Source organism: Streptomyces sp. NBC_00572, from assembly GCF_026341815.1.
Classification (GTDB): Bacteria; Actinomycetota; Actinomycetes; order Streptomycetales; family Streptomycetaceae; genus Streptomyces.
Map to the genome: position 1 here is coordinate 3,441,358 of NZ_JAPENX010000001.1, position 12,557 is coordinate 3,453,914.

12 protein-coding genes are annotated in these 12,557 nt (G+C 73.4%); 8 read left to right on the forward strand and 4 right to left on the reverse strand.

Annotated features, from left to right (window positions below):
- Window positions 1-3: 3 nt before the first annotated feature.
- Window positions 4-867 carry an acyl-CoA dehydrogenase family protein gene (locus OG514_RS16015; protein ID WP_266895130.1) on the forward strand — a complete coding sequence of 288 codons (864 nt, stop codon included), beginning with the start codon at window positions 4-6 and terminating at the stop codon, window positions 865-867.
- A 412-nt stretch (window positions 868-1,279) separates the two neighbouring features.
- A complete protein-coding gene (locus tag OG514_RS16020; protein WP_266895132.1) occupies window positions 1,280-1,759 on the forward strand; it encodes an ATP-binding protein in 480 nt (159 codons plus the stop codon).
- A gap of 211 nt (window positions 1,760-1,970) precedes the next feature.
- Here the strand turns inward: OG514_RS16020 and OG514_RS16025 are convergent, their stop codons facing one another.
- Window positions 1,971-2,897: a cyclase family protein gene (locus OG514_RS16025; protein WP_266895134.1), complete on the reverse strand. Its 927-nt coding sequence runs from the start codon at window positions 2,895-2,897 to the stop codon at window positions 1,971-1,973.
- Between the two features lie 100 nt (window positions 2,898-2,997).
- Here OG514_RS16025 and OG514_RS16030 point away from each other — a divergent pair, with 100 nt between their 5' ends.
- Window positions 2,998-3,966 carry an SDR family oxidoreductase gene (locus OG514_RS16030; protein ID WP_266895136.1) on the forward strand — a complete coding sequence of 323 codons (969 nt, stop codon included), beginning with the start codon at window positions 2,998-3,000 and terminating at the stop codon, window positions 3,964-3,966.
- Window positions 3,963-5,012, forward strand: a complete 1,050-nt coding sequence (locus tag OG514_RS16035) for a Zn-dependent alcohol dehydrogenase (protein ID WP_266895138.1) — start codon at window positions 3,963-3,965, stop codon at window positions 5,010-5,012. The genes OG514_RS16030 and OG514_RS16035 overlap by 4 nt, the downstream gene beginning before the upstream one ends.
- Here the strand turns inward: OG514_RS16035 and OG514_RS16040 are convergent.
- Complete coding sequence (locus OG514_RS16040) at window positions 5,002-6,075, reverse strand: NAD-dependent epimerase/dehydratase family protein (RefSeq protein ID WP_266895140.1); 1,074 nt, start codon at window positions 6,073-6,075, stop codon at window positions 5,002-5,004. The genes OG514_RS16035 and OG514_RS16040 overlap by 11 nt on opposite strands.
- A gap of 66 nt (window positions 6,076-6,141) precedes the next feature.
- On the opposite strand from OG514_RS16040, the gene OG514_RS16045 reads away from it, so the two are divergent.
- Window positions 6,142-7,392, forward strand: a complete 1,251-nt coding sequence (locus tag OG514_RS16045) for an MFS transporter (protein WP_266895142.1) — start codon at window positions 6,142-6,144, stop codon at window positions 7,390-7,392.
- On the opposite strand, the gene OG514_RS16050 is transcribed toward OG514_RS16045, so the two are convergent.
- On the reverse strand, window positions 7,314-8,357 hold the full coding sequence (locus OG514_RS16050) for a GlxA family transcriptional regulator (protein ID WP_266895144.1): 1,044 nt from the start codon (window positions 8,355-8,357) through the stop codon (window positions 7,314-7,316). The genes OG514_RS16045 and OG514_RS16050 overlap by 79 nt on opposite strands.
- Before the next feature lie 103 nt (window positions 8,358-8,460).
- Between OG514_RS16050 and OG514_RS16055 the strand changes: the two genes are divergently transcribed.
- The 3 genes from OG514_RS16055 to OG514_RS16065 all read left to right on the forward strand — a co-directional run bounded on the left by OG514_RS16055 (window position 8,461) and on the right by OG514_RS16065 (window position 11,791).
- On the forward strand, window positions 8,461-9,669 hold the full coding sequence (locus OG514_RS16055) for an MFS transporter (protein WP_266900867.1): 1,209 nt from the start codon (window positions 8,461-8,463) through the stop codon (window positions 9,667-9,669).
- Window positions 9,670-9,845: 176 nt separating this feature from the next.
- A complete protein-coding gene (locus tag OG514_RS16060; RefSeq protein ID WP_266895146.1) occupies window positions 9,846-11,183 on the forward strand; it encodes an MFS transporter in 1,338 nt (445 codons plus the stop codon).
- A 26-nt stretch (window positions 11,184-11,209) separates the two neighbouring features.
- On the forward strand, window positions 11,210-11,791 hold the full coding sequence (locus OG514_RS16065) for a hypothetical protein (protein WP_266895148.1): 582 nt from the start codon (window positions 11,210-11,212) through the stop codon (window positions 11,789-11,791).
- 57 nt (window positions 11,792-11,848) lie between these two features.
- Here the strand turns inward: OG514_RS16065 and OG514_RS16070 are convergent, their stop codons facing one another.
- Window positions 11,849-12,457: a flavin reductase family protein gene (locus tag OG514_RS16070; RefSeq protein ID WP_266895149.1), complete on the reverse strand. Its 609-nt coding sequence runs from the start codon at window positions 12,455-12,457 to the stop codon at window positions 11,849-11,851.
- Between the last annotated feature and the right edge of the window lie 100 nt (window positions 12,458-12,557).

Consider the following 12,557-nt stretch of genomic DNA (forward strand, 5'->3'; position numbering starts at 1 on the left):
GCCATGGACTTCCGACTCACCGAGGACCAGCGGGCCCTGCGCCGAGGTGTACGGGACCTCCTCGAAGGCCGCTTCGACCGGGAGGCGCTGCGGGCGGCCGTGGACGCGGGCGGCGCACTGGACCGGGGGCTGTGGCGGGAGCTCGGGGCGGCAGGATTCTTCGCGCTGCGGGTCCCGGAGGAGGACGGCGGCGTGGGGCTCGGCCTCCCCGAGGCGGTGCTCGTGTTCGAGGAGGCGGGACGCGTGCTGCTGCCGGGGCCGCTGGTGGCCACGCACATGGCGGCGGGGGTCGTGCCGGGCGCCGCGGAGGGGGACGTCGTCGTCACCGCGGTGGAGGAGGGGCTGGTCCCTTGGCTGGACGCGGCGGATGTGGTGGTGGGTTCTGTGGAGGGGGCCGTACCGATGCGGTCGGTGGATCCGCTGACCCCGCTGCACCGCGTGCCCGGCAACGCGGGCGCGACCGCTCTTGAGGCCGTTCTGCTCACCGCCGCCGAGCAGGTCGGGAGTGCTGGGCGGACTACCGAGACGGCCGTTTCCCACGCCCGCGAGCGGGAGCAGTTCGGGCAGGTGATCGGAGGGTTCCAGGCCGTCAAGCATCTCTGCGCCGGGATGCTCGTCCGTACCGAACTCGCCCGCGCCGCCGTCCGGGCCGCCTCCCTCACCGTCGACCCCGTCGAGATCGCCGGGGCCAAGCTCCTCGCCGACGAGGCCGCGACCGGCAACGCCCGCGACTGCCTCCAGGTGCACGGGGGCATGGGGTTCACCTGGGAGGCGGACGTCCATCTGCATCTCAAGCGGGCCTGGGTGCGGGCCGAGCTGCGGCTGCCCGCCGCGCGCGCCGAGGAGGCGGTGGCCGCCGGACTGTGACTCCCGGCATCGCTCTTCGCGCCCACCGGGTCACGGAATGTTGATATCTGTCTGTGTCCTTCGGCGGGGCCGTCACGGCCCGGAGTCGGCCTCCGGCTCCGGTACGCTCCGTGGGATGCGAGTGCTCGTTGGCCCGGATCGTCCCGGTGTCGCCCCTGAGGTGACTCCGGGCCCGGGAATGCGCGCCGCTCGCGCCCCGAGGAGGCGCCCCGCGCGCCCCTGTTCGACTCCCCGCAGCGTGCGTCGCACAGTATGGACTACGCGTACTCCTTCGCGCTGGAATATGCCCGAAGCGCTTGTTGCGGTGACTGTACGTCAACCATGCTGTCTCACAAGGGAATCACGTTCCGTAAGGGCGTCGATGGCTGTGAGGCGCGAGGCGATGTGTCCGCCGGTTCGGATGGTGTGAGCGGTGCAGGTGCTTCAGGTTCAGTTGGAGGTCGGGCCGGACCCGGCGGAGGTGGGGCGAGCCCGGAGGTGGGCCCGGTCACGGCTCGCCGGTTCGGGCATAGGGGACGACGAGCCGCTGGCCGAGACGCTGGTGCTGCTCATCTCCGAGCTCGTGACCAACGCCGTGGTGCACACCGGCTGTCCGGCCGTGCTGCGGATGCTGTTCGCGGCGGAGGGCGGGGTGCGGGTCGAGGTGGCCGACGCGAGCGACCGCCCGCCGCAGCCCCGGCACGCCGAGGGCGAGGACACCAACGGGCGCGGCCTGGAGCTGGTCGACGGCCTCGCGGACCGGTGGGGCTGGCAGCCCGAGGGCGTCGGTAAGAGCATCTGGTGCGAGGTGGACCGGGCGGCTCCCGCCGCGCCTTCGCCGGGCCCGGGTCAGGGTGCGCGGCCGGGTCAGGGTCCGACGGCTTCCGTGTCCCCCGGCCGGGTGCGCTGTTGACGTTTCGTGGCGTTTTGCCCACTCTGGTGTGAGCGATTCGTGGCGAGGGGAGCCGAGGGCCGTGTGCCCTCGGCGTGTGCGGGTCGCGGCCGGGTGGCGGCGGCGCCGTGCCGTGCTCGGGGCGCGCGCGAGCGCGCCGCCGCCCGTGAAGTCCGTGAAGTCCGTGAGGCGACCGGCCCCGTGAAGCGCGTGAAGCGCGTGATGTTCCGGCTCAGAGGATGGCGACCGGTGCCACCGGTGTGCCCGTACCGCCCACGAAGGGTTCCGGCATCGCCGAGAGCAGGAACGCGTAGCGCCGCTCTTGTGCACAGGCTGTGGACAGAGATTCCAGATTCCAGTTCTGCCCCTGGAGCATCCCCATCTCGACCAGGTCGAGGGCGTGCACGGGCAGCCACAGGTCCTCGATCTCCGGCGGGAAGATCTCGAAGGTGAGGGTGTCGTTGGCGACGGCCGCGACGTCCCGGGTGTGGAACCACTCCGGTGTACGGATCGAGAGCCCGGGCGACGGGAAGGCGTACCCGTGCCGGTCCCCGGCCGCGTACAGCTGCATCTGACCCGTCCGTACGAGCACGATGTCGCCGGACCGTACGGTCACCCCGCCGAACTCGGCGGCCTCGTCCAGGTCCTCGGGGGTCACGGCGTGGTCGCCCGGCAGCCGGTCCAGGCCCTTGGCGGCGGCCACGTCGAGCAGGACCCCACGGCTCACGATGTGCCGGGCCGTGTGGATGCCGCTGAACTCGGAGCGGCCGTGCGGGGTGATGGTGGCTGCCGGGCGGCCGTTGTAGAGGTGGCCCGAGTGGGAGACGTGGGTCAGGGCGTCCCAGTGGGTGCCGGCCTGGAGGCCGAGGGTCACGGCGTCGTCGCTGGTGGCGACCGTGCCGGGGCCGAAGAGCTCCTGGTTGATCTGGACCATGACATGGAGCGGGTTGACTCGGCCGGGGATCATGCCGGTCTGGACGCCGTCCTGCTTGAGGTCGACGGCGAGGGGGATGCGCAGGCCGGTGCGGACGGTGGCGGCGGCGTCCCGTACGACCTCGTCCGTGACGAGGTTGAGGGTGCCGATTTCGTCGTCCTGGCCCCAACGGCCCCAGTTGTTGACGCGCTTGGCGATCTCGTGGAATGCGGCGGGCAGAGACATCGGGGGCTCCGGGGTCTTGTTTTCCGGTATCTGACGGACCGTAGAATCCTGACGACGAATGAATCTAACGGACCGTCAGAAACTGCGGGAGGGGCCGGGCGTGGGGAACTTCTTGGCTGGCAAGGTCGTCGCCGTGACGGGCGCGGGACGGGGCATCGGCCGCGCCGTGGCCCTCGCGTGCGCGGCGGAGGGCGCGAAGGTCGTCGTCAACGACTACGGGGTGTCGATCGAGGGCGGTGAACCGACCTCGGAAATCGCCCTCTCCGTCGTGAAGGAGATCGAGGCGGCGGGCGGTGCGGCCGTCGCGGTCGCCGACGACATCTCGACGATGGCGGGCGGGCAGCGGATCGTCGACGTCGCCCTCGCGGAGTACGGACGCCTGGACGGGGTCGTCTGCGTGGCGGGCATCCTGCGCGAGCGGATGCTGTTCAACATGTCCGAGGAGGAGTGGGACCCGGTCGTCGCGACCCATCTGAAGGGCACGTTCACGGTCTTCCGGGCGGCCTCGGCGGTCATGCGGCGGCAGGGTACGGGGACCCTCATCGGCTTCACGAGCGGCAACCACCAGGGGTCGGTCGCCCAGGCCAACTACTCGGCCGCCAAGGGCGGGATCATCTCCCTCGTACGGTCGGCGGCGCTCGGCCTCCACAAGTACGGGGTGACGGCGAACGCGGTGGCGCCGGTGGCGCGGACCCGGATGTCGGCGAACGTCCCGATGGAGCTGAAGGAGATCGGGGAGCCGGAGGACGTGGCGGCGCTCGTCGTCTACCTGCTCTCCGAGCGCGCCCGGGAGGAGAAGATCACCGGCCAGGTCTACACGATCGCCGGCCCGAAGATCGCGGTCTGGGCACAGCCCAGGGAGCTGCGGGCCGGGTACGCGGAGGGCGGCGCCTGGACCCCGGAACGGATCGCGGACTTCCTGCCGGGGACGGTGGGCGTGGACCCGATGCCGATGCTGGCGCGCCTGGAGGAGATGGCCCGGGCCGCGGCGGCGGGCGACCGCCCCAACGCGGGCACCGGCCCCGGCACGAGCACCCGTACCGACGCGAGCAAGGAGAACGGCTCATGAGGGGTGTGGTGTTCGACGGGAAGCAGGTCCAGGTCGTCGACGACCTGGAGGTACGGGACCCCGGGGCCGGGGAGGTGCTGGTCGCGATCGCGGCGGCGGGGCTGTGCCACAGCGATCTCTCGGTCGTCGACGGGACGATTCCCTTCCCGCCTCCCGTCGTCCTCGGGCACGAGGGCGCGGGGGTGGTGGAGGCGGTCGGTCCGGGGGTCACGCACGTGGTCCCCGGCGACCACGTGGCCCTCTCGACGCTCGCGAACTGCGGGGCCTGCGCGGACTGCGACCGGGGACGGCCCACCATGTGCCGGAAGGCCATCGGGATGCCGGGTCAGCCGTTCTCGCGGGGCGGCCGGCCGCTCTACCAGTTCGCGTCGAACTCGTCGTTCGCCGAGCGGACCGTCGTGAAGGCGGTCCAGGCGGTGAAGATCCCCCAGGACATCCCCCTCACCTCGGCCGCCCTCATGGGCTGCGGCGTCCTCACCGGCGTCGGAGCCGTACTCAACCGGGCGAAGGTCGACCGGGGTGACACGGTCGTCGTCATCGGCACGGGCGGGATCGGGCTCAACGTCATCCAGGGGGCCCGGATCGCGGGCGCGCGGACGATCGTGGCGGTGGACACGAACCCGGCGAAGGAGGGAGTGGCCCGGCAGTTCGGCGCGAGCCACTTCCTGACGTCGGCGGACGGCGTACGGGACCTCCTGCCCACCGGGGCCGACCACGTCTTCGAGTGCGTCGGACACGTCGGCCTCGTCCGCACGGCCATCGAGCTCCTCGACCGGCGCGGCCAGGCGATCCTCCTCGGCATGACGGCGCCGAAGGCGGAGGCGAGCTTCCTGCCCGCCGCGATGTTCCTGGACAAGTCGATCCTGGGCTGCCGGTACGGCTCCTCCCGCCCACAGCGCGACATCCCGCTCTACGCCGAGCTGTACCTGTCGGGCCGCCTCCTCCTCGACGAACTCGTCACCGCCACGTACCCGGTGGAGGAGTTCGCGAGGGCGGTGGAGGACGCGGAGGCGGGGAAGGTGGCCCGCGGGGTCCTCACTTTCTGAGCGCGCGGTACGCCGCCACCGTCCGGTCCAGTGCCTCCTCGACCGGCGTGGCGACGGCGCCGAGCCGCTCCTTGACGAGCGCGGAGTCGACGACGAACGGCTCCGCGAACTCGTAGCGCATCTCGATCAGTTCGCGCACAGTCCGGTTCACCGTGCCCATCACGTACAGCGCCGCCGTCGGCATCCGGCGCAGGCGGGCGGCGCCGGGGCGGCCGGTGGCACGGTGGGCCAGGTCGACGAGTTCGCGGGTCGTGCGGGTGCGCGGGTCGTTGGGGAGGTGCCAGACGCGGCCCGGGGCGTCGGGGTGCCGGCCGAGGAGGGCGAGCGCCTCCCCGATGTCGGGGATGTAGGTGTAGGTGTGCGGCTGCTCCGGATCGCCCAGGACGGTGGCGGTGCGGCCGGCGAGGAGGGCGGGGACGACCAGGTCGCCGAGGTTGGACTGGGCGCCGCCGCGCGGCCCGAAGTAGTCGGAGGCGCGCCCGATCGCCACCTCCACGCGCCCGGCCCGGTGGGCGGCGAGCAGATCCTGGGCCATCCGGCCCCGGAGGCGGCCCTTGCGGGTGGTCGCGGCGTCGGGGGTCTCCTCGGTGAACGCACGGCCTCCAGGCGGCCCGTAGCTGTAGACGTTGTCCATCGAGACCAACCGGGCACCGCTCGCCTCGGCCGCGGCGAGCACGCCGGCCTGGAGGGCGGGGAACTCCTGCTGCCAGCGGTGATACGGAGGGTTGAGGGCCTGGTAGACGACGGCCGCACCGGCCGCGACGGCGGTGGTGAACGCCGGATCGGCCGCGTCACCGGCCGCCACCTCGACACCGTCGGGGACGTCCGCCCGGCCGGACCGGTTGACGACGCGTACGGACTCCCCCTGACGGACCAGCGCCTCGGCGACGGCCGTACCGACGGCACCGGAGCCGAAGATCACATGGCGGGGGTTGGTGGTGTGCTTCATGCGTCGACCTCGCGTCGGGATGCCCGGGCCGGTGGTCCGGCCGGGGGTGGTGGCGGGCAGGAGTCTGTGGAGCAGGACGCCGGAGAGGGCGGAGAAGGTGAGCGCGCCGGACAACGCGGTGGGGGAACGAGGGGGAAAACGAGGTGGGCCTCACGGGTGTGCGTCGTTACGGTCCTGAGCATGTCCTATCGCGAGCTCGCCATCCGTCCCGTTCTCGCCTGGTCCGCCGTCACCGTCGCCGGCCGGCTGCCCGTCGCCATGGCGCCCCTCGCCCTCGTGTTCCTCGTCCGGGAGCGTCCCGGCGGGTACTCGCTCGGGGCCGTGCTCGCCGCCGCGTACGTCATCGGGGAGATCGTCGCCGCGCCCGTCCTCGGGCTGCGGATGAACGCCGAGCGGGCCCGGCCGCAGCTCGTCGCCGGACTCGCGGTCGGGGCCGCCGGGTTCGCGGGTCTCGGGCTCGTGCCGGGGGCGCATCCCGTCGTGCTCGCCGCCCTCGCCCTGATCGCCGGCGCCGGGCCCGCCGCCGTGCCCGGCGGGCTGCGGGCGCTCCTCACCAGCCTCGTCCCCGAGCGGGCCGTGACCCAGGCGATGAGCATGGAGTCGGTGCTGACCTTCGGCATCTGGGCCGCCGCTCCCGCCCTCGCCACCGGCCTCGCGCTCGGCGTCGACCCCGCCGTACCCCTGCTGCTCATGGGCGTCCTGATGGGGCTGTCCGTCCCCGGCCTGTGGGCGCTCCCGCCCGGCTGGCAGCAGGCGGCCAAGGAGGACGGCACGTCGCTGCGACGGTCGCTGCTGCGGGCCTGGCCGGTGTACGTCCTGGGGGCGGCGAGCCTGACCCTGCTCGCGCTCGCCGAACTGATCCTGCCCGCCCTGCTCGAACAGCGCGGGATCGGCATCGGCTGGGCGGGGCCGCTGCTCGCCGGGTTCTCGATCGGCTCGGCGGTCGGCGCGTTCGTGTACGGCCTGCGGGGGCACTGGCCGGGCCCGCTCGTCGTCCAGTCCCTCGTCCTGGTCCTCGCGGTGGCCTCGGGCGTCGCCCTGGTCGCCCTCCTGCCCTGGGCGGCGGCGATCGCCGTGGCCCTCGTCGTCGCCGGGCTCCTCCAGGCCCCTGCCATGCTCACCCGGAACCTGGCCCTTCGGCAGCTCCTGCCGCCGTCCGCGCTCGCCGCCGGGTACTCGGTGATGTACGCGGCCGTCGGCGCCGGTTACGCGGCGAGCGGCACCCTGGCGGGCGGCCTGCTCAAGGTCGTCGCGCCGTCGACGGCGATCCTCTGCGGGGTCGGTCTGACCGTGCTGCTCACGGCGGCCGGCGCGGTGGGGGAGTGGCGGCTCCTGCGGGAGACGCGGGAATCTCAGGAGGAGGCATCCCAAGCGGCCTCCGAAGCGACCTCCGAGGACGCCGAGGCGGCCGTGCGGAACGTCCGCCGGTAGGACGTCGGTGTCACCCCGATCGCGCTCATCAGGTGCACCCGCAGCGACTGAGCCGTGCCGAAGCCGGCGTCCTGCGCGACCCGGTCGACGGGCAGGCCGGTGGACTCCAGGAGGTGCCGGGCGCGTTCGACCCGCTGCTGGGTGAGCCACTGGCCGGGGCTGATGCCGACCTCGTCACGGAAGCGGCGGGTGAACGTCCGTACGCTCATCGCCTCCTTCTCGGCCAGGTCCCGCAGCTGGATCGGCTCGTGGAGGTGGGCGAGCGCCCAGGCCCGCGCGGTGGTCGTGGTGTGGGTGCCGGCCTCCGGCAGGGGCCGCTCGATGTACTGGGCCTGACCGCCGTCCCGGTGCGGCGGTACGACGGTCCTGCGGGCGACGTCGTTGGCGACCGCCGTGCCGTGGTCGCGGCGCACGATGTGCAGGCACAGGTCGATCCCGGCGGCCACGCCCGCCGAGGTGAGGACGTCGCCGTCGTCGACGAACAGCACGTCCGCGTCGACCCGTACGCGTGGGAAGAGCCGCTGGAAGTGCTCGGCCGAGGACCAGTGGGTGGTGGCCGGGCGTCCGTCGAGGTACCCGGCGGCGGCGAGCACGTACCCGCCGGTGCAGATGGAGACGAGCCGGGTGCCGGGCCGGATGTGGGCGAGCGCGGCGGCCAGTTCGTCGGTGAGCCGGCCCTCGTCGTAGACCGGACCCAGCTCGTACGAGGCCGGTACGACGACGGTGTCGGCGGTGGCGAGGGCCTCCGGGCCGTGCTCGACGTGGATCGAGAAGTCCGCGTCCGTCGGCACCGGGCCGGCGACCGGCGCGCAGGTCACGATCTCGTACAGCAGCCGCCCCTCGGCGTCGTGGGCCCGGCCGAAGATGCGGTGCGGGATGCCCAGTTCGAAGGGGAGCAGACCGGGCAGCGCGAGCACGGCGACGCGGTGCGGGGACGGCACGGTCGGTCTCGGTGACGAGGGCACGGGCGGTGCTCCCTCCGGATATTCACTGGTGGTCCAGACCACACGGGTGATAGGTCAGCTGTCCGTGACGGACAACACGTACAAGTCTGAGGCCGCCGAGCGGATTCCCGCCCCGGCCGAGCCGCCCGCACTGTGGAACCGTAACTTCCGGCTCTTCTTCGTCGCCCGGGGAGTCGCCGTCTTCGGCGAGGGCATGGTCCCGGTCGCCTTCGCCGCGGGACTCCTCGGCGCCGGCCACTCCGGCGCCACCGTCGGCTACGCGCTCGGCGGCTGGACGGCTGCCTTCGCGCTCTTCGTCCTCTTCGGCGGCGTCCTCGCCGACCGCTTCACCGCCCGCCGCATGATGATCCTCGCGGATCTGCTGCGGCTGCCCGGAGCGGCCGTCCTCGCCGTCTCCTTCACCCTCGGCGGCCCACCGCTCTGGGCGGTCTACACCCTCTCCGTCCTCAGCGGCGTCGGCGCCGCCCTCTTCCAGCCCGGTGTCGCCTCCACCATCCCGCGCATCGCCCCCGACGTGCAGCGCGCCAACGCCGTCCTCCGCGTCGTCGAAGCCCTCATGATCATGGCGGGACCCGCGGCGGCGGGCGTGCTCGTCGCCGTGTGGAACGCGGGCGCCGCCTTCGCCGTCAACGGCATGACCTTCGCCGTCAGCGCCCTCTGCCTCGCCCTGATGCGGATCGCCCCGATCCCGTCCGACTCCCTGCGGCGCGACTCCCTCGGCGCCGAACTCGCAGGAGGCTGGCGCGAGTTCAAGGCCCGGAACTGGCTCTGGGGAGTCATCGCCATCTGGACGGTGTACGGGCTCACCGTCGCCGGACCCATGGTGCCGCTCACCGCGAGCCTCGTCACCGAGGGCCACGGCTCGGCCACCTACGGCGTCCTCATGGCCGTCAACGGCGCGGGCAGCGCCGTCGGCGGCCTGCTCGCCCTCCGGCTGCGCCCGCGCCTGCCCCTCGCGGCGGGCGCCGTCGCCCTCCTCGGCCTCCCCGTGAACCTCGCCCTCCTCGGCCTGGGCGCGCCCGTGGCGCTGCTCGGCGCGGGCCAGTTCATCGGCGGGGCGGCCTTCGCCTTCTGGCTGGTGATGTGGTCGACGGCCGTGCAGACCCACGTACCGCAGGAGGCCCTGAACCGGATGCACGCGTACGACGTGGCCGGCTCGCTCCTGATGATGGGCGTCGGCCGCACCCTGTCGGGGCCGGTGGCGGCGGCGGTCGGCACGGAGGCGGTGCTGCTGACGGGGGCGGGGATCGCGGTCCTCGTGGTGGGCGCGCTGCTCGTCGTACGCCCGATCAGGACGCTGCCGAGGGTGTGAGCGGCCTCGTGGGCCTCCGGTCGGTGGCCCGGTCCGTGGCCCGGTCCGTGGCCCGGTAGGTGGCCCGGTCCGTGGCCCGGCCGGGGCCCGACAGCGGCCCGGCGCCGGCCTGGATGTGGCCCGATCCGTTCGAAAGCTGTCGTCCGGGCCAATGGTCGGGCCCGGGGCGGACCGGGATGCTCAATGGCATGGCCCAGACAACCGACACGCCCGCCCGTACGCCCGACGGGCAGACCCCCCGCGTCCCCCGCGTCCCCCGTACGTCCCGAGTCCATCGCGCGTGGTTCGTCGCGGCGGTCACCTTCGTCACGATCATCGGCGCGGCGGCGTTCGCGTCGCTCCCGGGCCTGCTGATCGAGCCGCTGCACGAGGAGTTCGGCTGGTCGCGGGGGACGGTCGGCTTCGCCGTCTCCGTGAACCTCGCCCTCTACGGACTCACGGCCCCCTTCGCCGCCGCCCTCATGGACCGCTTCGGCATCCGCCGGATCGTGGCGGCCGCCCTGTCGGTCATCGCGCTGGGCTCGGTGCTGACGGTGTGGATGACGGCGGCCTGGCAGCTCGTCCTCTTCTGGGGCGTGCTCGTCGGGCTCGGCAGCGGCTCGATGGCCCTCGCCTTCGCGGCGACCGTCACCAACCGCTGGTTCGTGGCCCGCCGTGGACTGGTGACGGGTATCCTCACGGCGGCCGGCGCGTCCGGGCAGCTGGTGTTCCTGCCGCTGCTGTCCTGGCTGGTCGAGCACCACGAATGGCGCCCGGCGGCCGTGACGGTGGCGCTCGCCGCCCTCGCGGTGGTCCCCTTCGTGTGGCTGCTGCTCCGCGACCACCCGGCGGACGTCGGACTCGCACCGTACGGCGGGGAGTACGCGGAGAAGCCCGCGCCCGTCACGGGCGCCGCCCGCCGCGCGGTCACGGTCCTGTTCAAGGCGGCCCGCACCGGCCCGTTCTGGCTCCTGGCGGGCACGTTCGCGATCTGCGGCGCGTCGACGAACGGTCTGGTGAAGACCCACTTCGTGCCGGCGGCCCACGACCACGGGATGCCGGTGACGGCGGCGGCCGGACTGCTCGCGGTCATCGGGGTCTTCGACGTCGTCGGCACGATCGCCTCGGGCTGGTTCACCGACCGCTTCGAGGCCCGCCGTCTCCTCGCGGTCTACTACGCGCTCCGCGGCGTCTCGCTCCTGTTCCTGCCGATACTGCTCGCGCCGTCCGTGCACCCGCCGATGCTGTTCTTCATCGTCTTCTACGGCCTGGACTGGGTGGCCACGGTCCCGCCGACGATCGCCCTGTGCCGCGAGCACTACGGCGAGGACTCGGCGATCGTCTTCGGCTGGGTCCTCGCCTCCCACCAGGTCGGCGCGGCGGTCGTCGCCTTCGCCGGCGGAGTGGCCCGCGACGTCTTCGGCTCGTACGACGTCGTCTGGTACGCCTCGGGCGCGCTGTGCGCCGCGGCGGCGCTGATGGCCCTGGTGATCCGCCGACCCCGGAAGGAGACGTTGTCCCTGGCAGGAGCATGATGATGATCGGTAGGGGGTGATCGCGCATGAGCGGTCGAGACGTGGGCGTGCGTGACGCGGGCGGTCGGGATGCGAGCGGGCGGGACGTGAGCGGGCGGGACTCGGGCAGGCGCGGCGAGGGGCGTACGTACGGCCGGATGCTGTGGGCCTCGGTGCTCGCGCTGGCCCTGGAGGCGGCGCTCGCCCTGATCCTGCTCGTGGTGTTCGGGGACGCCGGGCAGCCGGAGCCGGGTGAGGAGCGCCTCAGCGCGCTGACCCTCCTCGCGCTCCCGTTGCTCACGGTGGTCTGGCTGCTTCCGGCGTTCGCGGTCTCCGCCGCCCTCGTGCTTCCGACCGTGCTCCTCGGCGAGGCCCTGACGCGCCGGGCGGGTGGCCGCCCGACCGGCTGGCAGCTGCTCCTGTCGACCGCCGCCGGGACCCTGCTGTGGCCGCTCGCCGGCGGGCCGGGCTGGCTGGTGGCCACGGTGTGCCTGGCCGTGGCGGTGCTCGTCACGCGCCACGCGCGGCGGGGCTACTTCGTGGCGCTGCTGGTGTGGGGGACGGTCACGGTGCTGACCGTGTTCCTGCTCTGCACCGTCGGCCTGTACACGGGCGTGATCGACGCCTGAGGCCCGCGCCCGGGTCCGGGTCGGGGCCGGGGGCCGTGCACGCGCCAGGGTCCGGGACTACGAGCTCAGCCGTCCGAACCTCCCCCGGTGGAACAGCAGCGGATCCCCGTCGTCCTCCGCGCCCAGCGACTCCACCCTCCCCACCACGATCAGGTGGTCTCCGCCGGTGTGCACGGCGGTGATCGCGCAGTCCAGCCAGGCGGGTGCGCCGGACAGCCGGGGTGAGCCCGTGGTCGGGGCCGGGGTCCAGTCCACGCCGGCGAACTTGTCCGCGCCGCTCACCGCGAACGACCGGCACAGCGGGCCCTGGTCGGCGCCGAGGATGTTGACGCAGAAGGTGCCCGCGCCCGCGATCCTGGGCCAGGTCGTCGACGTACGGGCGACCATGAAGGCGACCAGGGGCGGGTCGAGGGAGAGGGAGGCGAAGGACTGGCAGGCGAAGCCGGCCGGCCCTTCCGGGTCGAGGGCGGTCACGATCGTGACCCCGCTCGCGAAGTGGCCGAGCACACGGCGGAATTCGGCCGGGTCGACGGGTGGTCGCTCGTCCTCCCGTACCGCGCGCAGTACCGGCCGGGGCAGTGGTTCCACGGCCGTCGGCGAACCGGCCGCTCTCAGGTGTCGGACGGCGGTGGCCGCCATCCCCGCGTGTCCCATCACGCCACCCATTGAAACTGACGATGCGTCAGATAGGAAGACCCCGCACGACGAGAGCCCCCGGGGCGACGGCAGGACCGCCGCCCCGGGGGCTCTTCACTCGTACGACCGC